The organism is Polynucleobacter parvulilacunae, assembly GCF_018881715.1.
Lineage (GTDB): Bacteria > Pseudomonadota > Gammaproteobacteria > Burkholderiales > Burkholderiaceae > Polynucleobacter > Polynucleobacter parvulilacunae.
In genome coordinates, this window is sequence record NZ_JACVPW010000001.1 from 58671 (window position 1) to 79722 (window position 21052).

Below are 21052 nucleotides of genomic sequence, written 5' to 3' on the forward strand. Positions count from 1 at the left end.
CCTGATATTTGTATTCATCAGGAAACTATAGACCAAATTGAACCTTTAGGCTTATGACGCATTGCGTCATTTAGCAAACTACGACTTCCAGAAAAGAAAAATTTTTTGTGGTGAGTCAGACTTGATGGAGAAGGCCCTCTTCTGAACCACCCCCTGGTAGGCAGCCTCAATCACGTAATCCCCAGGCACAAGATTAACCAGCATGTAAGGTCCATCCGCTTGAGCATCAAAAATTACCCGCTTTTTTGCATCGATCATTTTGATAGTGGCCCCAAAGATCCAAACTCCTCTACCATTTTCAATTTGAGACATCTCCAGCAATAAGGGCCATTGCTTTGCCTCGCCAAGTATTGCAACAGTCTCGCCCTCACCAACGCCACCAGTGATGTACGAAATGCCCTGAGAGTGCTGCGTCTCCGGAATTTGTGACAAAGCCCAAGAACTCATTAAGAGTAATTGGATGGAGATAATCATTTTGAGAAGTGTTTTCATACTTTCATGTTACGACCGATTGAGATATAAAAAAAGCCCCGCTGCTAAAACAACGGGGCTTATGTTCGTCAGGACACTTAAATCTAAGGTGTCATCACAATCGCGCCTGAAACTTTTCGACCCTCTGCAGCACGGTGGGCATCAGCAGCCTGCTCCAAAGAAAACTTAGCACCAATTTGTACTTTAACCTGCCCTTTGGCAATTGCATCAAATACTGCTTTGGCATTTTCTTTTAACAATGCTGCAGTAGCGTTATGCGGGAACACAGAAGGTCTCGTTAAAAACAGGCAACCCTTCTTGTTTAGAATTTCTGGCTGAATCTCTGGAGCTGGTCCAGAAGCCGCACCAAACAAAGCGACCGTTCCAAAAGGGGCAGTGCAATCTAAGGAACCTAAGAAGGTAGTTTTAGCTACAGAGTCATAAACCACGTTAGCTTTTTTACCACCAGTGGCTTTAATTACCTCTTCAACCCAATTCGGCTGCGAGTAATCAACAACCGCATCGCAGCCAGCCTCTTTGGCTGCTGCAAACTTTGCTGGCGAACCCACGGTACCGACAACAAATGCGCCCAAGGCTTTTGCCCAGCCAGCCAAAATCTGCCCAACACCACCGGCTGCAGCATGCACTAGGACAACATCGCCTGCCTTAACCTTATATGTCTTCTGAACCAGATATTGCGCCGTCATCGCCTTAAAGAAAACAGCGGCAGCTACCTCATCAGAAATATTGCTCGGTATTAAAACCAATTTATCAGCAGCAACATTACGCGCACTTGCATACGCACCAATACCTGCATTCATATAGACGACGTGATCGCCAACCTTCAAATCAGCAACGCCATCACCAACTAACTCAACGACGCCGGCGGCCTCATGACCAAGGCCAGTAGGCATTTCCAAGGGATAAACACCAGAGCGTTGATACACATCAATGAAGTTGAATCCAATAGCAGTTTGACGAATCTGCACCTCACCTTTTGCCGGGGGTGGCAATTCTTTGTCGATTACTTTAATTACATCTGCGCTACCTAGCTCAGTAAGACTAACTACTCGTGCTTTTGTCACATGTCACCTATATAGTTTTTATCAAAAAATAATCATACAGTAAGGGCGCCTGAAGATTCCTCTTCAATTACTGCCCAAGTACTATCGCCCAATTTTTTTACCGCCATTGAATATGTCCAACCATCAGGAATGCCACAGCTCCATCCGCTTGGGCCATTCTGAATTAATACATTGACGCTATTTCTACTGTCGTAATACAGGTGATAAATCTTTCCGTGGATTGGGTTAAAGCTGAACTTAGCGCTATGCACCATCTCTGTAGCATCTAGTCTTGCTTGCAGGGCTTTAGCTTGCTTCATTAAGACTTCGGCCTGCTCCATGATGCGGTCGTACTCCAGCTTGGCATTCTGACGCGCTACATTGACGGCCTTATCTTTTTCTTCAGTAACTTTAATGGGCGCAAATACAGGGGCGCCCACTTCCATTGGATATTCAATCCCTGCGTGACGCGCCGGATCGGTATCTTCGATTCTCATGTAATGCCCTGTATCTTTAAATGTATTGAAATAGATTACTTAATCAAACCACATGCAATGCGTGGCCCAGAATTTCCAGCGGGCTGAGATTTGTAATCATCCGGATCGCGATGCACTACCACTGAGCGGCCAATAATCCCAGTTGGTCCAGTGTTGACTGAAAATCCATGTAACTTTGCTGTGTAAGTAGCGTTACCACTTGCATCAGATTTAATGTTGGGTAAATCACCAGCATGATTCATGCCGCTGTTAGGCATACCGTGGGATTTCGTTTCGGGATTAAAGTGGCCGCCTGCACTAGTTGCATCTGGAGCCGAGCAATCACCTTTTTCATGAACATGAAATCCCTGCTCTGAATTTGGCTTTAATCCAGAAAACTTACCATTGATCAGAACGTCGTTACCTTGCCATACAAAGTTAACTTCACCTTTGGCTTGTGAGCCTGAACGAGAATCTAAACTTGCACTGGCTTTTTGCCCTGTACCCTGTTCCATCGATTGACAGGCCACCAAAGATAAAATTCCTATGGTGGATAGAGCAATTGAAACCTGCTTAAATTTTAATTTCATTTAGATCTCCATGGGATGGGCGCTCAATGACGCCCTCCAAGAAAGTGTGACACAAATCCAGTGCTTTTGCTCAGCGCTTGTAGAAGCTCAAGGTCACCTCACCCAATTCAATGCCAAACTTACTCATCTTGGCCTTATTGAGCATTACTTTAGGGGTTACTAAGTACATCCAATCGTTAAATTGAACGTGGTAAATCGTGCCATCAACCGGTAAAGCGAGGGTATAAGTCCAATTCAGAGCATTACCAGCCGATTGGCCTAGTGCATCTCCTACGACATCATCTGCCCTGCCAATGTAATTACCTGGAGACTGCTCAGTTAGGGTCCAGATACGTTTTTGTTTTGTGCCATCAGAGTACTCAAAGCTTTCGTCCAATGTTCCTACTTTTTTCCCATCAACTACCGTCCAGTTTGATTTGATAAGAACGGTAAAGCGTTTCTTTACTTCGCCACTGCGATCCGTAAAGATGCCATAGGCATCAATCGTTCCAGAGAAATATTCACTCAGATCTAAGGTCGGTTTCTCAGCAGCATATTGAGAAACCTGAGGTGAGGCACAAGAAACTAAAAGTAATACACAAAATGCAATGGAGATGAAGCGAGTGAAGAGCGATTTCATAAATTAGCAAGTCTCATTAAAGAGCGGTGGTGGACAAGTTTGTCCTAGTAATTCTGTTCTGAGCTTTGGCGCGCTGGTTTTAGGGTCCAACCAGATGCCAAAAAATGCTTTAGAAAACTCGGCACCAGGAATTTGAGCGATCTGCTTACCTTCAAAATAAAAGGTTGTCCCTTGCTTTGGGGCGTAGATGGCAGTCAAAGTTTGTCCTGACTCCACATTAGGCAAAAAGCCAGTTAATTCCTTACCCCAAAGTGTCGCCTGAGCATCAGGAACGCCGATACGCTTCATTTCTTCAACACTCCGATTGGCAATGGAAGCCCCTGAGAAGGATTTCTGATAACGCATCTCCAACGCAAACTCAGGCGAAGATAGTGATCCGACTCGATAAAACGAGGCGTCATAAATATGCAAACCCCACCAAGTTAATCGTCCACTACCCTGAAGCTTGGCAGTGCTTAAATGCTGAGGTAGCTCTAAAGGCTCACGCGCAATGACAGCCGAAGTAGATACATTGAGCAGAACAAGCACGAGAAGATGACGCAGAATCTTCATTGTGATTTTGACTTTACCAAACGCAATGCCGCGGGCCCTAACAGACTTGAAATAGCGTGTCTATTCTTAGCGAAAAAGAGATAAGCCAGCTTCAAGAATGGTTGTAGCGGCTTTCTTGAGAAGAACCAAGCCATACGCGGCAAGTTTGCGCGCCGATAAGCCTCAGGAAATACCGAAACACCTTGAATTAATTTACCGCTAGCAAACTGTCCATACATTGCTGCCAATGCAGCCTCACATGAGACTCCCACTTTTTGCGGATCAAACTGTGCCGAGTTGATATCAACAAAGTCTAAAAGATTGGCCTGATTTCGCCCGGATAGGAAAAGAATCTCAGCCTGACACAAAGGGCAGGCGCCATCATAAAACAAGGTGAACTTTTCTAGCTGAGACATGGTTAAGCAAGTTTACGGCTTATTCAATAAACTGGCTGACACACGAACTTTAAGGTTGTTATGCAAAAAGAGATTGCGTTAAATGTATTTGGAGAGCCATTAATTCCCTGCTCTTTTGACCCTCTAACAGGCTTTTTTAGGGATGGTTGCTGCAAAACCAATGAAGAGGATGTGGGCAGCCATTTGGTATGTGCGATTGTGACAAACGAGTTTTTGCAATTTAGCCTACAAAAAGGGAACGATCTCATTACCCCAAGGCCAGAATATCAATTCCCAGGATTGGTAACAGGTGATCAATGGTGTTTATGCGTCAACCGCTGGGTAGAAGCATTCAACGCTAATTGCGCTCCATTCATCAAACTTGAAAGCACCCACATTAAGGCTCTAGAGACAGTACCCTTAAATATTCTTAAGGAATATGCGAGAGAGGTGTGAGTAAACCGTGAAGGCTTTTTACACAGATCACTTTGTATTACCTCTTCCGTCGGGCCATCGCTTCCCGATGGAGAAGTATTCCCGCTTACGTGATTTAGTTGGTAATCTTTATGACCTGGAGCTTGTGGAGGCGCCACCTGTAACAGATACACAAATTCTATATGCGCATGATCCAAGTTATCTCATTAAGGTAATTGAAGGGAGACTTTCCCCACAGGAACAAAAAGAAATTGGCTTCCCGTGGAGCGAGCAAATGGTAGAGCGCTCCCGCCGCTCTGCTGGTGCTACAGTCGCTGCAGCTAAAACTGCTTTGCGAGAAGGCATTGCCGCTAATCTAGCTGGTGGTACACATCATGCCTATCGAGATACTGGCAGTGGATTTTGCGTGTTCAATGATTCGGCTATCGCTGCGCGAACCCTCCAAAAAGAGGTAAGTCAAAATCTTAAAATTGCTGTAATTGATTTAGATGTACATCAGGGTAACGGAACGGCATCTATTTTGCAAAATGATGATTCTATTTTTACGCTCTCCATTCATGGGGAAAATAACTTCCCATTTAAAAAAGAAGAAAGCGATCTTGATATAGGTCTAGCGGATGGATGTAATGATGAAACCTATTTACAGTCCCTGGAGAATTGTCTAGATCAACTCGATGCACGGTTTAAAGCAAACTGCCTGATCTTCTTAGCGGGCGCTGACCCCCATGAAGGCGATCGACTGGGAAGGTTAAAAATCAGTAAAGATGGAATGCGCCTACGAGATGAAATGGTCTTTGAGTACGGACTAGGTCGACAGTTACCAATTGCATTTTCTATGGCGGGCGGTTACGGTAAAGAAATTGAATCCACAGTCGATATTCACTTCCAGACCATCAAAACCGCCCTGCAATTTCAGAAACAGTATTAACGAATTCATCGAATTAATACTGACAATCTTCAACCCTTCTTTTTAGAAGCGCCCTTTGGGCTGGTAAGGTTGCCGACATTCTCAACGCTCTTCTCAAAATTAGTAAATGAGTCTGCCATTGCAGCACGTATCAATTCAAAATTCTGTAGCGCATTATTAAATGAAGTTTTAAATACGGAAACGTAAGCCTCGCTACCAAGCGGTGCATTGTCAGTAGCGTCATTTACAAAATGAATTAAATCTGCCTTAGATTCCTGAATCATAGTCTCGGCAATATCAGCTAACTCCTGGTTGCCACTTTTAAGCACCTGGAGCAATTGATTGTGATACTGGGTCACTTCTTTAGCAGCATCCTGTAAAACTTCTGCATGGATAAATTCAAAGGCAGACTTAGGGTCTTGAGTTTTCATAAGCTCAGAAACACGCTTTTGAATCATGGAGGCTAATTCTTGGGTGGCTTGCTGATTGATCTGCGCAATCGCCTGCGCACTTTCGATTGCCACACGTCCGGCAGCCTTGGTCGCATCGATAGCTCTTTGTTGGCCTGGTATCGCACTCATATCAAACGATTTCTTACTCATATCAGCCTTTCAATTGGGTGAGGACAGATACCAATCTACTCTCGTTAAGGTGGGTTTCTATAGAGAAATACCAGTAGATACGCTCAGACCAAAAAAGGAAAAAGCCCCGGGTATTGCCACCCGGGGCTCTAAAACAATTAGAAACGGACTATTTCTTCTTGGGAAGACTATTTAAAGTCGCCGCATCATTGAGTTGTTGATCCACTAAATAGAGGGTTCCTCCATAGTTGGCTTGAAGGTCATAACCGGAAAGTCCCACAGTGTAAAAAGTGATCTCAGGATTGAACGAACGGATCGTGCCACCTGAGCCAGCAGAGAAATTGGCATCCACATCAATGCCACCGCGCTTGCCGTCAATAGACGTTAATAAAAACTGATCGATTGCAGCGGGTGTTTTAAAAATTGCCACTTGGTATTGGTCTTGATATCCAGCTCCTAGACCTTCACCCGTTTTAAGTGCCTGCATAAAAATGGGCTCTTTGCGTCGCTTATCGAATAAGACACCTTCGCCACGTGCTACCACTATCAAAACAATATTGACATTGGTGGTGGTAAAGACTGCATAGCCAGCAGCTTGATCAATCTCTTTTTGAACTTCTGGCTTTTGTTTAATCAAAGCATCAAGACCAGTCTTCGACATTTTCAAAGTGGCATCACGCTTTTGCAAGATTTCCGCGGTAGTAAGCGGCTTACCATCTTGGCCAGTAGATTGGCAGCCCGCTAGAAATATTGAAGCAAGCAAGGTAATAGAAATACATTTAGAAAGGATTTTGAATCGGTTAGTCATAGTGAAAGTATCTGGTTAAGTGAATGAATAAGGTTTATGCGGCTTGAACAGCACTAGGTATCAAAACCTTATTCAAGAAAGATACATCGGCCTCAGCAGGCTTAGTTAATATATAGGAAAAGATACAGGCAGCCAAAATAATAAGTGCCCCTGCTACTAGACTCCAAGTTCTGATGTTTGACCTCAATCTCAAATCCTCTGCTTTATTTTTGTTAAATCTATTTTAAAGGCATACTAGGGCCACTATGAAAGCATCCCCCTGGACACAATACTGGCACCAAATAGGCGCCATTCATAGACTGCTAATTGTTGCTTTCACTGGAATAGCGTCTTATTTCCTGCTTTCAGCCGATCAAAGCGCAATCGTCCGGCTAGCTCTTGCATGGGTGTTAGCGGGAGGACTCTACCTTACCCTGACTTACATCATGATGTATTTTTCCACCCCAGAAAATATTCTCGACCTCTCAAAGAAGGAGGATGATGGCGCAGCAATGATTCTCTTGATAATTGTGCTGGCAGCTGCAGCCAGCCTGGTAACCATTGTGATCATTCTTTCAGGCATCAAGGCACTTCCTACCAACCTTGCTATTCGTCATGTTGGGCTAGTTTTAGCGACTTATATTATTTCTTGGTTGTATGTACATAGCGCATTTGCCCTGCACTACGCGAACGTCTATTACCAAGAGCTTGAGAAAAACAGGGAGGCGCCTTTGCTGTTTGCCTCAAAGCCTAAACCTACATATGTAGACTTTCTGTACTTCTCCATAGTGATTGGCATGACCTGCCAAACCGCTGACGTCAATATTGCCAGCTCCAGAATACGATTCTTAGTCATGCTTCAAGGTATGGCTGCCTTTGTCTTTAATGCCTCATTACTAGCTTTAGCCATCAACTTAATTTCAGGAGTGGTCGCTCTTTCCTGAAAATAACTCGTAGCCATTGGTTGCTAAAGAAGCTCGACAAGCGAGCTTCTTTTCAATGCTTAGCGTCTTAACCTCACTCGATTAATTCACCGGAACCAAAATTTTTGGTTGAGCCAATTTAACGTACTTAATTTCTTTAGCATTCACATCCATTTTCTTCAGATCGAATGCATAGACATTACTGTTTTCAAACATCTTGACGTTGTAGACCATGGTTTTGTTGTTTGCCACGATAGTCCATTCAGTTACTTCGTAGCCACCCGTGCCGCCCCCGTAAGGATTGCTAGCCGGCAAGGTCACCGATCCTGGAGGAATATCAAAGCTTCCTAGGATATGCCAAGCAGCACCATCCATCTGAGCATTAGTAAAGTTGGTTGGTACTGAGTTGGATAAAAATAATGCGCGAATGAAACGACTAGGACTGAGGAAATCGCCAGGAAGGCCATGCAAGCCATTACCAGAGCTTGGGGCTGCATAAGTAGCGCCATTAATAACGAGGGGTGGCTTTTCTACTTTAGAGAGATTGGCATAATTTCCAATGCTATTGAGGTGATCCTGAAAAGGAGGATCGTTTGTCAATACAGTCGTTGGATTGTCGAAAATAGACAAGCCATTTTTAGAGTACTCAACCACAATACTTTTCCCATTGCTATCGTGAAATGTATAGTGCACTGGCGGAGTCTGATTTCCATAAACAGCCAACTTAGCGCCATTGACCTTAATCTTCGGTAGACCGGCCTTCACCTCGTCCACAGAAGCAAAATTTGTCAGGACATAAGTGAGTACCTGAACAGAATTGATACTGCTTCCTGAATCAGCTTGTGTAACCGCTGGATATACAGCACTATTTGGGAAGTTAAGCACTCCTCCAATGAGGCCTTTTTCATTCATACCATCTACAAACTCAGGCAAGCCCAGCGCATTCATGCCAGCTACTGCATATTTTGAAGTCCAATTTAGACCTGAGCCGTATTTACCATCAACACCAATTCCCTTGAGGGCATAAGCCCTTGGAATCGAAGTTAACTGAGAATTCAGGGGCAAACCAAACTCCATTGTGCGCCCATAAACATAGCCACCATCACTGCCCTTGAGCAAGAAACTAGTACAAGCATTGCTCGCTATTGGCGCAAATGCTAATGTCATTGAAACTGATGCAGCTAGTAATTTTTTTAAGGTCTTTTGATTCATTATTAACTCCCGATCATTTATAAGTACGTACTTGTAAAACGAATTATTTCAAAATGACTAATGTTGCCGTAGCACGCGCACCCCAACCAGATGGTCCACCTGGTGTATTGCTGACGTAATACATAGGACCCGCTCCAAAGGATATAGGCACACCATCAAATACGAATAATTTAGATACGCCAGCGTAAAGAGGATTAGAGGTACGGCGAGTATCGTAGTTATAAAGAGCCTCCATATTCACCGTATATGTCCAAGCTTCTTTATTGGTGTAGGCAACAAAAGGCTGCCCGTATAAATTATTTTGCGTACCAAAAGTTGGATTGCCGCCCACATTCCATGATTGATAGCCGAGCAAGCCATAGGTCCAGGGGCCTTCACGATTCAACACCACAGCAGTTACACCAGCACCTGTCTGTTGTGAACCAAACTTGCCACTATTGCCTGATGGTGATTGCGCATATGGGCCAATACCCCAAATCCAAGAAGAATTGGTATTCGGCGCATAGAAAGACTCGAGAGTTACGCTAGCAATACCGTACCCGGAAAATGTTTGGCCAGATCCGGTTTGTACACTAGTCTCTCTAACGCCCGCAACAATCGGACGCACAATGAAAGTGTCGCCGCCGCCCAAATTAAATGGCGCAACTGGCTGAAATAGAAGAGTTTGCTCAGAGCCACCCTGATTCAGGCCAACGCCGCGGCTAAATTGGTATTGCAGCGGCACCGAAATCATATTGGCGATTGGATTTGCCAATTTCTTAGCAATGCCCACAGTGTCTACTGCAGGTTTAACGGAAACGGATACAGCACCAGAATTTTCAGCAGCTACCGTGCCAGCGCGCGCAGGAATTTCTTGAGCGAAAGTTGCAAAAGAAGAGAATGATGTAGCTATTAAAGCAGTCGCTATTTGGAATTGAAGTTTCATAGATTTTCTTCTCTGAAGCAGTAATTAGAAGTGGAAAGTTGCCGATAATTGCGGGCCTTGAAAGGTAGTCTTTTGCAGAAGACCTGCACCGTTTGTCTTTGAGCTATTCATGTCATAGTAAAGACTGCGATAGACCAAGGAAACATCAACCCACTTCTCAATGGTTTTCCCAATACCCGCCATCGCCTGCCAAGTCACATTGGTTGTGCCACCACCACTACCGATATCAGCGTAGAAAGGAATATACCAATTAGATCCTGCTAGACGGTAGCGCCCCTTAAAGCCAGCAATCGGATCAACAGTACTTACAGTCTTTGAGTCGCTCAATGAATAATTCGTACCATCAAGCGCAAGATTCAAGGTAGCCGTCATGCTGATCCAACGAACTCCCAGCAAACCATCAACAGTAGCGTCTTGATTATTTATGAAGTTATAGGTAGCTGCTCCAGTCAAAATAGTTTGCTGAAGAGTAGGTTTATACGCTACCTTAAAGTTATAACCTGGTGCTGGAGTTACTGGCGCTGTGCCGCTATTTTGCAAAGTAGCACTTACCAAGTCAGCCATAATTCCCCAGCTACCATAACGAGCCTCTCCAGCAATCATTCCTCCTGATTTGAGGTTGCTGATGATATCGTTCATGGTCACGTCTGCAGTATTAAGATATTTGCCCTTGTAGTTGAGTGTAGAGTTAATATTTGACCCCCAAACATATGGCGTCACGTCAAAAGTCCACTCATTAACAATCTTGGGGATCGGAGTAAGAGCCTCCTCCGCATAAGCGCTGCAATTAGCAGAGAACATTGCATATGCAGTCAATAAAACTGCCAAAATTTTCTTGTTCATAAATAGATCGATTGAATATGGGGTTATGGAAGGGTAATTAATACTAAATTTGAGCGTAATTATAGCCCGCAGGGCTAATGGGATTCGGCTAAATCACTGATTTCTTAATGAGAAACGGGGGAAACAATCTCATAAAAGTAATGCCACCATAAGGTGGCATTACTTGCATCAATCTCATTAAATACTGTACGACTTATGGCGCCACAACATGCCATACATTATTCACGTTATCACCAGTCTTATCGCCAGGATTTTTGTCCTTAACGAAGAAGTACAGTGGCTTGCCTTTATAGGTCAATTGTTTTTGACCATCATTACGGCTGATGTAAGAAAAGTTGTCAGAGAGCTTAATACCAGGCTCTACATAGACTGGCGGCCAATTATCTGCACAAGTTGAAACGCATTCAGACTTACCCGAACCAGCCTGATCTTTATCAAAGGTATACATGGTCTTGCCATAACTGCTGGTCAAGATACCATTTGTCACTTTTACAAAATCTGCTGAGGATGTTTTTACATCCGGAGTATTAGAGCAGGCGACCAATGACATCGCCACAACTACTGCTGCGCAAAGCTTTAATAAATTTTTCATTCTCTATCCTTATATGGGCTATGAATTAATTACCTGGACCAACCAAGGTAACTTCGATACGACGATTTTGTGCACGGCCTTCTGGAGTTGCGTTAGAGGCTACTGGATTGGATTCACCCATGCCTTGCGCAGAAATCAAGCCCTGGCTTACACCCTTGCGAATGAGATAGTCGACAACGTTATCTGCACGCTTAGAAGACAAGTCAAGATTTGTTGTAATGCCTTGCTTGCGCAACTCAGGGCCAATTGAAAGATTGTCTGTGTAGCCACGAACCACAACCTTGGTGTTTTGAAAACCAGAAAGTGTTGGGGCCATTTTTGCCAACACTTGTTCCGCTTTTGCATTTAAACGATAGCCGCCCTCAGGAAACAAAATTTTGTCGCGGATCGTAATGCGTAACTCGCCTTGCAATTGACGAATTTCAACTTCATCACCCTGATAGGCCTGCTGAAGCTGGCTATATGCCTGGTCCAATTGGTTGTATTTGCCCTGAGAAACACAGGCGCCCAAAAGAGCCATCGCTGCAATAGATAAAGCCAAAAATCCTTGTTTAACTAAATTCATACTATTTCTCCGCACTATTAAAAAAATTAGCCATATAGACAATAGATCCACTATAGCCCAATGAAACAACTAAATCCTTCAAAAATCCAAAAATAAAGGGGACAAAAACAGCAATTGTTGGCTTCTAGGCACCCCATACGCCGTAAACAGTCAATTATCTATATTTTCGATAACAAGCATCAAATTTATTCATTAGACAAATAAACAAGTGAGGTTCAAAATTCGTTCAGTTGCATTAGTTACTAAAGAGATTGATTAACCAAAACAAGGAGCACAGTATGTCCATCATTAATACAGCAGTACAGCCATTTAAAACCGAAGCTTTCCACAATGGTAAGTTCGTAACCATTACTGACGAAACCCTTAAGGGCCACTGGTCAGTTCTCATTTTCATGCCAGCAGCATTTACATTTAACTGCCCTACTGAAATTGAAGATGCAGCAGAAAACTATGCTGAATTCCAAAAAATGGGTGCTGAGGTTTACATCGTAACAACTGATACTCATTTCTCACACAAAGTTTGGCATGAGACATCCCCTGCTGTTGGCAAAGCAAAGTTCCCACTCGTTGGCGACCCAACACATACTTTGACAAATGCATTCGGCGTTCACATCCCTGAAGCAGGTTTGGCATTGCGCGGCACATTCATTATTAACCCAGAAGGCATCATCAAAACTGCAGAGATTCATTCAAATGAAATCGCTCGTGACATTTCTGAAACATTGCGCAAGTTGAAAGCTGCTCAGTACACAGCCGCACACCCAGGTGAAGTTTGCCCAGCTAAGTGGAAAGAAGGCGCAGCAACGTTGACTCCTTCTTTGGATCTCGTAGGCAAGATCTAAGCTGCGAAGTTAAATAGCTAATCCATAGACTCTCTTTAAGAGAGTCTATTGGAGAGGACCAGCTCCTGCCCAATAGACTCACCTAAAAAATACCCAAGGAAATTACCATGCTCGATACCAATATCAAATCTCAATTGAAGGTTTATTTTGAAAAGATCGTAAGCCCTATCGTTTTAGTCGCTAGTGTTGATGACGGCGACAGCTCCAAGCAAATGCTTGAACTATTAAATGAAGTTGCTGAGCAATCAGACAAGATCACGGTTAAAACGGATGGTAAGGCTGAACATAAGCCAAGCTTTACGGTAAGTAAAGTAGATCAAGAGGCACGCATTACTTTTGCCGGCCTACCAATGGGCCATGAGATGACTTCTTTTATCCTGGCCATTTTGCAAGCAAGCGGCTATCCAGCCAAGGTAGAGCAAGAGGTAATTGATCGCATCATTAAGCTTGATAAAAAACTGAGTTTTCAGACTTTTATCTCTTTGTCATGCCACAACTGCCCTGATGTTGTGCAGGCTCTGAATTTAATGGCAGCCCTCAATCCAAACGTTACCCATGAAATGGTGGACGGCGCCCTTTACCAAGGCCTGGTTGATCAATACCAAATCATGGCTGTACCAACCGTTATCTTGAATGGCGAAGCATTTGGTCAAGGTCGCATGACTGTTGAAGAGATTGTTGCCAAACTCGATACCGCAAGCCCCAAAGATGAGGCTGCAAAACTCTCTGCCAAAGCGCCATATGATGTTTTGGTGATCGGCGGCGGACCCGCAGGTGCAGCTGCAGCTATCTATGCCGCGCGCAAAGGTATTCGCACTGGTATTGTGGCTGAACGTTTCGGCGGTCAAGTCATGGACACTATGGGCATTGAAAACTTCATCTCCGTCAAGGAGACGGAAGGACCTAAATTGGTTCAAGCACTTGAGCAGCATGTGAAGAGTTATGAAGTCGACATCATGAACCTGCAGCGCGCCAATGCCTTGCGCAAAACCACCAACGGCGTTGAAATTGAGCTAGCCAATGGCGCAGTCCTGAGCAGCAAGTCTGTGATTATCAGTACTGGCGCTCGCTGGAGAGAAATGAATGTTCCTGGCGAGCTAGAATACCGCGGGAAAGGTGTTGCGTATTGCCCTCACTGCGATGGCCCACTATTTAAAGGTAAGCGAGTAGCTGTTATTGGTGGTGGCAACTCTGGCGTTGAGGCTGCAATTGATTTGGCAGGTATCGTTAGTCACGTCACCTTAATTGAATTTGATAGCAAATTGCGTGCTGATGCGGTCTTACAAAAGAAGATGGCTAGCATGCCAAACGTGACTGTCATTATGAGCGCCCTTACTAAAGAGGTATTAGGCGCGAATGGTAAGGTAAATGGCTTACGCTACGAAGATCGCACCAACAAGACTGAGCACACGATTGAACTGGACGGCATCTTTGTACAAATCGGCTTGTTACCAAACACCGATTGGCTCAAAGGCAGTATTGATTTATCAAAGCATGGTGAAGTTATCGTTGATGCTAAAGGCGAAACTTCTGTCCCTGGTGTATTTGCAGCAGGTGACTGCACTACAGTTCCTTATAAGCAAATCATCATTGCGATGGGCGAAGGTGCCAAGGCTTCACTCGGAGCATTTGATTACTTGATACGCTCGTCGGTTGTAGAGACTGAAGAAGCGGTTGCTGCATAAGCAATAATTAGCATCACAAGCATTCAGCAGTAATACAAAAGGGAGTCGAAAGACTCCCTTATTCTTTTTGTGGAATAAACGCAAATTATTCAGTCTGGTCTGGCCTAGGCGCTTGCCAGGGCCAGCGACCATCAATCTCCAGAGTTAAGGACCAGCTCAAGAAACAACGAATTAAAACAATGGCACCTAGTACAGCCACACTTGTTAAGGTTGGGCTAATAGCAACAGTGCGAATCACATCCCCGGCAACCAAGACCTCAAGACCAAGAATGAGAGAGCGAACGATCTGAATGCGAAAGGTTTTGTAGGCAATAGCTGCCGTCTGGGTAATCAAACCCTTAGCGAAACAAAAGAGTCCCCATAAAACACCGATGGATACGACTGCTACCCCAAACGCGTCCATGACATCACTAACGTCGCGAATAATTTCAATTTGATTCATGTTGTAGTCTTCGTAGATTGAACGAGCCCATATTAACCCGTTTAGTAATATATCCCGTTATAAATTACACTGAATCATCTACTTTTTTATTAAATCCAAGGAAATCCGAATGAGCTTAATTGACAAACTTCAGTGGCGCTATGCAACCAAAAAAATGGATCCTTCAAAATCCGTATCCCTGGACAAGGTGGAGCAAATCTTAGAGGCGATTCGTTTGAGCGCCAGTTCTAGTGGTCTGCAACCCTATGAGATTCTAGTGATTACCAATAAAGCGATCCGTGAAAAGATCAAAGCAATATCCTGGGATCAAACCCAAGTAGTAGACTCTTCTCACTTGCTCGTTTTTGCTGCATGGGATACCTATACAGCAGACCGAATCAATCAATCATTCGATATGACAGAGAAGTTGCGAAACTTTAAAAGCGAAGCTGGTGACATCTATCGCCAAAAGCTCCTAGCAGGCTACACCGCAAGAGATGCTGAAACCAATTTCACCCATGCTGCAAAGCAAGCATACATCGGGCTAGGAACTGCACTCATTGCAGCTGCATATGAGCAGGTGGACTCTACGCCAATGGAAGGCTTTGATGCCGTAGCGCTTGATGAAATCCTAGAGCTAAAAGCAAAAGGTTTACGTAGCGTTGTGATGATGCCCCTCGGCTACAGAAAGACAGATGAGGACTGGTTAGTAAATCTGAAAAAAGTGAGAAGACCTAAGGAAAGCTTTATAACTTGGATTGAGTAAGTCATTCATGCAATCGGGAATGAAAAAGCCACCCGAAGGTGGCTTTTGTTAACACTAAAACTAAGTAGCTAATTAAGCAGCTTTACGGCTTTTAGCAGCTGGCTTAGCAACAGCGTATTGACCTTGAATGTTTGCCAAAGCAGCATCAACACTCTTTTCGAAGTTAGCAAATGCGTCAGTTGCAGTTGCACGAACTTGATCGAACTGTTGGAGTGAAGAATCAAAAGCAGTTTTGAATGCAGAAACAAATGCCTCAGAACCAGCAGGAGCTGTCTTAGTAGCTTCTTTAACAAACTTAACCAAATCAGCGCGTGCGTCATCAATAGAAGCGTCAACTACTTGAGCAACTTCTTTGTTACCGTTACGAACTACTTGGTTTACTTTAGCTTGGTAAGCAGCAGCGTATTTAGCAGCTTCTTGAGCAGCTTCTGGCTGAGCTAATTTAGCTAATTGTTGTGGATCCTTGATTGCCAACAATTGTGAGCTTGTATCTTGAGCAGCAACCAAAGCATCTTTAGCAGCAGCTTGGTTGATTTCAGCTAATTCTTGAGCGCTTTCAACAGCAACTTGTGCCAAATGTTTAGCGTTTTCGATAGCTTTAGCTTGAGCAGCAGCCAATTGGTCATTTAATTGAGTTTGGAACATGATTAATCCTTTATTTATTTAATGGGTTTTTTTATTGCGATGCACCATTTTAAAATCGCTATTTTGGAATTGCAAGATATTTTTTGTTGCAAAGCAGCATATATTTTCAAAAACTTCATTTTTAAGCTTTAAATGAGGTTTTTCAAGGACTTAACTCAGTCTTAAAATTAGGAAAATGCCCGGAAATTAGGCCAAAACCCTCCAAAAATGGCTGAAATTACCAACCTAGGAAAGCTACCTTACCCAGGTAGTAAAGTCCTCAGCACTCACCCTAGGGGTAATAAAGGTGTTCACAATCTCGCTTTTATCGGCATAACCCAGTGCCATACCGCACACAAGCATCTCATTCTCCTTGGCGCCAATAGATGGGAGGATGATCTTTGCAAAACCATTCCATGCCGCTTGCGGACAAGTATCTAAGCCCGCACCCCTGGCTGCAATCATCATATTCTGCAAGAACATGCCGTAGTCAAGCATTGAACCTTTGCCAAGATCTTTATCTATAGTAAAGAAGATACAAACTGGCGCACCAAAGGCCTCGAAGTTTTTACGATGCTGAGCATGCATCTTATCTTTGTCACCTTTAGTAATTCCAAGCAAGCCATATAAGCCCCAGCCATTTTCGCGGCGTCTATCAATGTAGGGGCTAAACCATTTGGCAGGGTAATAGTCATAAGCCGGTTGATATTCTTTTGCCAACTCAGGATTTACAGCAATTGCGTCATAAGCCGCGCAAACTTTGCCGCACAACTCTTCAAGCGCCTTACCTTCTACAACATATGCTTTCCAAGGTTGTGTATTTGTTCCTGATGGTGCGCGTGCAGAAATATTCAGTAATTTGAGAATAGTCTCTTTCGAGACGGCATCTTTGGTAAACGCCCGCACAGACATGCGAGAAGTAATTGCTTCAGCTGGAGTGAGTGATTTCATGACTTACCTCTTAATTTATAAATACAAAAACTATTAAGGCGCCTTACTGGCTCGCGCCTTATGCAGCTTTCTGTAGCTATCAATCAGGCGATGGTGCCTATCAAGGCCTTCCAGCTTCATGCTTGTTGGCGTTAAACCAAAGAAGCGGACGCTTCCATCAATTGAACCCAAAACAGCATCCATCCTTGCGTTGCCATACATGCGACGGAAGTTCACCTCATAATCAGCCATCTCCAGCTCGTCATCAAGAAGAACCTCAAGAGCAGCATCTAGAGCTTGATAAAACAATTTTCGCTCAACGGTATTGTCGTTGTACTGAAGAAAGGCGCCTACCAAATCATGCGCCTCGTCAAATTGCTTTAAAACCAAATTAATTAGTAACTTCAGCTCGAGAACGGTAAGCTGCCCCCAAACGGTATTCTCGTCAAATTCGATACCTATCAGTGTAGCGATGTCGCCATACTCATCAAGCTCGTTATTCTCTAGGCGCTCAAGTAAATGTGCCAGACTTGCGTCGTCAAGCTTAGATAAATTTAAAATGTCACTTCGGAATAGCAATGCTTTATTCGTGTTGTCCCAGATCAGATCTTCAATTGGGTAAACCTCAGAATATCCTGGCACCAAAATTCGGCAAGCGGTTGCGCCTAACTGATCATATTCAGCCGCATAGACTTCTTTACCCATCTCTTTCAAGATGCCAAACAAAGCCTCTGCTTCCTTAGCGTTTGAGTCAGGCCCTTGGCTGGTGAAATCCCAATCTACGAATTCATAATCTGACTTTGCACTAAAGAAGCGCCATGACACGATCCCACTGGAATCAATGAAGTGCTCAACAAAGTTATTAGGCTCGGTCACCGCTTCACTAGCAAAGGTAGGTGGAGGTAAATCGTTTAAACCTTCTAAGCTGCGGCCCTGCAATAACTCAGTCAGACTTCTCTCTAGTGCAACCTCAAGACTTGGATGCGCACCAAAGGAAGCAAATACACCGCCAGTGTGTGGGTTCATCAAAGTAACGCACATCACCGGGTAGATGCCACCAAGTGATGCATCTTTGACCAATACCGGAAAACCCTGCTCCTCTAGACTCTGAATACCAGCCAAGATACCAGGATATCTTGCTAACACTTCTTTAGGAACATCTGGCAAGGCAATTTCGCCTTCCAGAATTTCACGCTTGACTGCTCGCTCGAAAATCTCTGACAAGCATTGCACTTGCGCTTCTGCCAGCGTATTACCAGCACTCATTCCATTACTGACAAACAAGTTTTCAATGAGATTAGACGGGAAATATACTGTTGCGCCATCAGATTGACGGACATAAGGCAAAGAGCAGATGCCACGCTCTGCATTTCCAGAATTCGTATCAACCAAATGGGATGCACGTAACTCACCATCTGGGTTATATATTGCTAGACAGTAGTCATCCAGAATTTCTGTCGGCAATGCGTCTTTCTTGCCAGGCTTAAACCAGCGTTCATTCGGATAATGCACAAACTCTGCATTGGCAATATCTTCACCCCAATACGAGCCAGCATAAAAATGGTTATTACTTAGGCGCTCGATGTATTCGCCTAGCGCAGAAGCTAAAGCACTTTCTTTGGTAGCGCCCTTGCCATTGGTAAAACACATTGGTGAATGTGCATCACGAATATGTAAAGACCAGACATTCGGAATGAGATTGCGCCATGAGGCAATTTCAATCTTGATGCCCAGGTTTGCTAGTAAGGCAGACATATTGGCAATCGTCTGCTCTAAAGGGAGGTCCTTGCCAATAATGTGAGTGCTGGATCCAGCATCAGGCTTCAGAGTCAGCAGGCTTTGTGCATCAGCATCTAAATTGGCCACCTCTTCAATAACAAACTCTGGTCCAGCTTGAACTACCTTCTTGACAGTGCAACGCTCAATAGATCGCAGGATACCCTGACGGTCCGCAGCAGAAATATCTGCTGGTAATTCAACTTGAATCTTAAAAATCTGTTGGTAACGATTTTCTGGATCAACAATATTGTTTTGTGAGAGGCGAATATTCTCAGTAGATAAATTACGAGTCTCGCAGTACAGCTTCACAAAGTAAGCTGCACATAAAGCAGAAGAAGCTAAAAAGTAATCGAACGGTCCGGGCGCAGAACCATCACCTTTATAGCGGATGGGCTGGTCAGCAATGACAGTGAAGTCATCGAACTTTGCCTCTAGGCGAAGCTTATCGAGAAAGTTGACCTTGATTTCCATGGGGATGATTCCAAAATTGCGCAAATAATGATGTGGACACCATTATCCACCGCAAAGACAATGCTGTGTGTGCCAGCGCCTATCAGCCTAAGTGCGCACGTACAGAGGCAATAATGGGAATCTGCTGCTCAGGTCTCAAAAACTGGCCAAGCTCTACTCGGAGATTAGATTGACTTATGTGGAATACCTTAGATCCCGCCAGCGGCAATTCAATTTTTGCCCACTGCGTATTGAATTCATACATGGTTTCTTTGTAACCAATAAACTTTTTAATAGTGATGCGCTTACCGTCGACCTCTATAGTTTCACAGTCAAGCGCATGCCTGCAGTAAATTAAAAAACCTAGCGTTACCGCACTCAACTCTATAGCTGTAAAAATGGGGATCATCCAAACACCAGCCAAGAAGAAACCTGTCGCCACTATTAGCGAAAGACATACCAAAGCAATATAAAACTGCAGAAGCTGCTTCGGTGTCAGCGCGCAATTTCTTCGCATTTGCCAATGTTTCATTACTAAACCAATCAGGATTTACTCTTAACTACATCTTCACTGAGTTTTCCACCCACTTCAGGATTTAACTGTTTTGGCTTATTAAGATTTAAGCTTGGAGCAGCCATTTTTTCTCCATCCCAAACTTGCCCACACCAGCATTCGCCAGCATCATTGATGATGCATACACCGGATCCACAACAACGTTTATCTGGGGCTTTCATAAACCCACCTTATCAGAAATTGAAATTAAGACCATTCTAGGATCTTTACCAAACTGCTGCTTGAGGCGCTCTAGCGGTAGGGGCTACTTCCCTTGTTATCGACGCCCTCCAAAAGATGCCCCGTCTTCACAAAAATAGTGCAACCTTCTTTGCTAAATGGCTGATGCAAGCTCATATGAGGACTTCTGATCCAAGAGCCAGCGGGATACCGTCCATGCTCATCCTCAAATACACCATCAACAACAAAGATCTCTTCGCCACCGTAATGCTTATGGGGATTGAAATACGTTTGCGGCGCCCAACGAACTAAGGTTGAGCCACTACCCTGTTGCATTAGCGGCATCACATGAAGACCTGGCACCATACCTTGATACCAAGGGGCAGTTTTAGTATCGATTATCTCTCGCACCACTTGATCTGGACCCAGATGTCGCAACTTCACAAAAAGAGTGCAGCCAGATTTACTAAATGGCGCATGAGAAGATCCAGGGGGATTCATTAAATAGGTACCAGCAGGATAGTCGCCAGTCTCGTCACTAAAAACGCCATCCAAAACCAAGATCTCTTCACCGAATTTATGAGTGTGGGTTTTAAATTGGGAGCCTGGTGCGAAACGTACGATAGAAGTTGCCTTTGCAACTTCATCGCCCATGCGGTCAAGCATGCGCCTCTCAACCCCTGGTTCTGGACTAGAAACCCAAGGTAAATCATGGTGGTTAATGACGACTCGTTGGGTGTAATCGGAGTTAATATTCACTGGATATATTCGTATGTGCAAACAACCCCAAGCATAGCAAGCAAATAGAGTATCTGCTTAAGAGACAAATTCAGGAGCGTACGCTCAGAGCCATTCTGGGATAAAGTCTTTGAAAACCCTAACTTCATTAACACTCTTAAAAACTTT

27 protein-coding genes are annotated in these 21052 nt (G+C 44.1%); 6 read left to right on the forward strand and 21 right to left on the reverse strand.

Annotation, left to right across the window (positions count from 1 at the left end; genetic code table 11):
- Window positions 1-78: 78 nt before the first annotated feature.
- The 7 genes from ICN18_RS00340 to ICN18_RS00370 all read right to left on the reverse strand — a co-directional run bounded on the left by ICN18_RS00340 (window position 79) and on the right by ICN18_RS00370 (window position 4167).
- Window positions 79-492: a carboxypeptidase regulatory-like domain-containing protein gene (locus ICN18_RS00340; protein ID WP_216188580.1), complete on the reverse strand. Its 414-nt coding sequence runs from the start codon at window positions 490-492 to the stop codon at window positions 79-81.
- A gap of 83 nt (window positions 493-575) precedes the next feature.
- Window positions 576-1556 carry a quinone oxidoreductase family protein gene (locus ICN18_RS00345; RefSeq protein ID WP_216188581.1) on the reverse strand — a complete coding sequence of 327 codons (981 nt, stop codon included), beginning with the start codon at window positions 1554-1556 and terminating at the stop codon, window positions 576-578.
- Between the two features lie 32 nt (window positions 1557-1588).
- A complete protein-coding gene (locus ICN18_RS00350; RefSeq protein WP_216188582.1) occupies window positions 1589-2032 on the reverse strand; it encodes a DUF2452 domain-containing protein in 444 nt (147 codons plus the stop codon).
- A 35-nt stretch (window positions 2033-2067) separates the two neighbouring features.
- Window positions 2068-2601 (reverse strand): superoxide dismutase family protein, encoded by a 534-nt coding sequence (locus ICN18_RS00355; RefSeq protein WP_216188583.1) that lies wholly within the window; start codon window positions 2599-2601, stop codon window positions 2068-2070.
- Window positions 2602-2671: 70 nt separating this feature from the next.
- Window positions 2672-3220, reverse strand: a complete 549-nt coding sequence (locus ICN18_RS00360) for a DUF3833 domain-containing protein (RefSeq protein ID WP_216188584.1) — start codon at window positions 3218-3220, stop codon at window positions 2672-2674.
- A 3-nt stretch (window positions 3221-3223) separates the two neighbouring features.
- Window positions 3224-3772, reverse strand: a complete 549-nt coding sequence (locus tag ICN18_RS00365; protein ID WP_216188585.1) for a chalcone isomerase family protein — start codon at window positions 3770-3772, stop codon at window positions 3224-3226.
- Window positions 3769-4167, reverse strand: coding sequence for a thiol-disulfide oxidoreductase DCC family protein (locus ICN18_RS00370; protein WP_216188586.1), 399 nt, complete (start codon window positions 4165-4167; stop codon window positions 3769-3771). The genes ICN18_RS00365 and ICN18_RS00370 overlap by 4 nt, the downstream gene beginning before the upstream one ends.
- Window positions 4168-4227: 60 nt before the next feature.
- Between ICN18_RS00370 and ICN18_RS00375 the strand changes: the two genes are divergently transcribed.
- Both ICN18_RS00375 and ICN18_RS00380 read left to right on the forward strand, forming a co-directional pair.
- The gene (locus ICN18_RS00375) at window positions 4228-4602 is read left to right on the forward strand and encodes a DUF2237 family protein (protein WP_216188587.1); all 375 of its coding nucleotides are present in this window, start codon (window positions 4228-4230) and stop codon (window positions 4600-4602) included.
- Between the two features lie 7 nt (window positions 4603-4609).
- On the forward strand, window positions 4610-5509 hold the full coding sequence (locus ICN18_RS00380) for a histone deacetylase family protein (RefSeq protein ID WP_216188588.1): 900 nt from the start codon (window positions 4610-4612) through the stop codon (window positions 5507-5509).
- A 29-nt stretch (window positions 5510-5538) separates the two neighbouring features.
- Here ICN18_RS00380 and ICN18_RS00385 read toward each other — a convergent pair whose 3' ends face one another.
- Window positions 5539-6090: a phasin family protein gene (locus ICN18_RS00385; protein WP_216188589.1), complete on the reverse strand. Its 552-nt coding sequence runs from the start codon at window positions 6088-6090 to the stop codon at window positions 5539-5541.
- Window positions 6091-6238: 148 nt separating this feature from the next.
- Window positions 6239-6877, reverse strand: a complete 639-nt coding sequence (locus ICN18_RS00390) for a lipid-binding SYLF domain-containing protein (protein WP_216188590.1) — start codon at window positions 6875-6877, stop codon at window positions 6239-6241.
- Window positions 6878-7122: 245 nt separating this feature from the next.
- Between ICN18_RS00390 and ICN18_RS00395 the strand changes: the two genes are divergently transcribed.
- Window positions 7123-7800 carry a DUF1345 domain-containing protein gene (locus tag ICN18_RS00395; protein ID WP_216188591.1) on the forward strand — a complete coding sequence of 226 codons (678 nt, stop codon included), beginning with the start codon at window positions 7123-7125 and terminating at the stop codon, window positions 7798-7800.
- A gap of 81 nt (window positions 7801-7881) precedes the next feature.
- On the opposite strand, the gene ICN18_RS00400 is transcribed toward ICN18_RS00395, so the two are convergent.
- From ICN18_RS00400 to ICN18_RS00420, 5 genes are all read right to left on the reverse strand, one after another.
- A complete protein-coding gene (locus ICN18_RS00400) occupies window positions 7882-8991 on the reverse strand; it encodes a linear amide C-N hydrolase (RefSeq protein WP_216188592.1) in 1110 nt (369 codons plus the stop codon).
- A 43-nt stretch (window positions 8992-9034) separates the two neighbouring features.
- On the reverse strand, window positions 9035-9916 hold the full coding sequence (locus ICN18_RS00405; RefSeq protein ID WP_216188593.1) for a hypothetical protein: 882 nt from the start codon (window positions 9914-9916) through the stop codon (window positions 9035-9037).
- Window positions 9917-9940: 24 nt separating this feature from the next.
- On the reverse strand, window positions 9941-10759 hold the full coding sequence (locus ICN18_RS00410; protein ID WP_216188594.1) for a hypothetical protein: 819 nt from the start codon (window positions 10757-10759) through the stop codon (window positions 9941-9943).
- Window positions 10760-10952: 193 nt separating this feature from the next.
- Entirely contained in the window at window positions 10953-11351 is a 399-nt protein-coding gene (locus tag ICN18_RS00415; protein WP_216188595.1) for a COG4315 family predicted lipoprotein, read from the reverse strand.
- Window positions 11352-11376: 25 nt separating this feature from the next.
- Window positions 11377-11916, reverse strand: coding sequence for an OmpA/MotB family protein (locus tag ICN18_RS00420; protein WP_216188596.1), 540 nt, complete (start codon window positions 11914-11916; stop codon window positions 11377-11379).
- Between the two features lie 278 nt (window positions 11917-12194).
- Here ICN18_RS00420 and ahpC point away from each other — a divergent pair, with 278 nt between their 5' ends.
- Complete coding sequence (ahpC, locus tag ICN18_RS00425) at window positions 12195-12758, forward strand: alkyl hydroperoxide reductase subunit C (protein ID WP_216188597.1); 564 nt, start codon at window positions 12195-12197, stop codon at window positions 12756-12758.
- Between the two features lie 107 nt (window positions 12759-12865).
- Window positions 12866-14443, forward strand: a complete 1578-nt coding sequence (gene ahpF / locus ICN18_RS00430) for an alkyl hydroperoxide reductase subunit F (protein ID WP_216188598.1) — start codon at window positions 12866-12868, stop codon at window positions 14441-14443.
- Window positions 14444-14528: 85 nt separating this feature from the next.
- On the opposite strand, the gene ICN18_RS00435 is transcribed toward ahpF, so the two are convergent.
- Window positions 14529-14885: a DUF1622 domain-containing protein gene (locus tag ICN18_RS00435; RefSeq protein ID WP_216188599.1), complete on the reverse strand. Its 357-nt coding sequence runs from the start codon at window positions 14883-14885 to the stop codon at window positions 14529-14531.
- Window positions 14886-14994: 109 nt separating this feature from the next.
- Here ICN18_RS00435 and ICN18_RS00440 point away from each other — a divergent pair, with 109 nt between their 5' ends.
- Window positions 14995-15630 carry an NAD(P)H-dependent oxidoreductase gene (locus ICN18_RS00440; RefSeq protein WP_216188600.1) on the forward strand — a complete coding sequence of 212 codons (636 nt, stop codon included), beginning with the start codon at window positions 14995-14997 and terminating at the stop codon, window positions 15628-15630.
- 72 nt (window positions 15631-15702) lie between these two features.
- Here the strand turns inward: ICN18_RS00440 and ICN18_RS00445 are convergent, their stop codons facing one another.
- From ICN18_RS00445 to ICN18_RS00470, 6 genes are all read right to left on the reverse strand, one after another.
- Window positions 15703-16275 (reverse strand): phasin family protein, encoded by a 573-nt coding sequence (locus tag ICN18_RS00445; RefSeq protein ID WP_216188601.1) that lies wholly within the window; start codon window positions 16273-16275, stop codon window positions 15703-15705.
- A gap of 234 nt (window positions 16276-16509) precedes the next feature.
- Entirely contained in the window at window positions 16510-17205 is a 696-nt protein-coding gene (locus ICN18_RS00450) for a nitroreductase (RefSeq protein ID WP_216188602.1), read from the reverse strand.
- A gap of 33 nt (window positions 17206-17238) precedes the next feature.
- On the reverse strand, window positions 17239-19434 hold the full coding sequence (locus ICN18_RS00455) for an OsmC domain/YcaO domain-containing protein (protein ID WP_216188603.1): 2196 nt from the start codon (window positions 19432-19434) through the stop codon (window positions 17239-17241).
- 82 nt (window positions 19435-19516) lie between these two features.
- On the reverse strand, window positions 19517-19945 hold the full coding sequence (locus tag ICN18_RS00460; protein WP_216188604.1) for a DUF2244 domain-containing protein: 429 nt from the start codon (window positions 19943-19945) through the stop codon (window positions 19517-19519).
- 11 nt (window positions 19946-19956) lie between these two features.
- Window positions 19957-20148 carry a hypothetical protein gene (locus ICN18_RS00465; RefSeq protein ID WP_216188605.1) on the reverse strand — a complete coding sequence of 64 codons (192 nt, stop codon included), beginning with the start codon at window positions 20146-20148 and terminating at the stop codon, window positions 19957-19959.
- Window positions 20149-20218: 70 nt separating this feature from the next.
- Window positions 20219-20914 carry a cupin domain-containing protein gene (locus ICN18_RS00470; RefSeq protein WP_439650809.1) on the reverse strand — a complete coding sequence of 232 codons (696 nt, stop codon included), beginning with the start codon at window positions 20912-20914 and terminating at the stop codon, window positions 20219-20221.
- Between the last annotated feature and the right edge of the window lie 138 nt (window positions 20915-21052).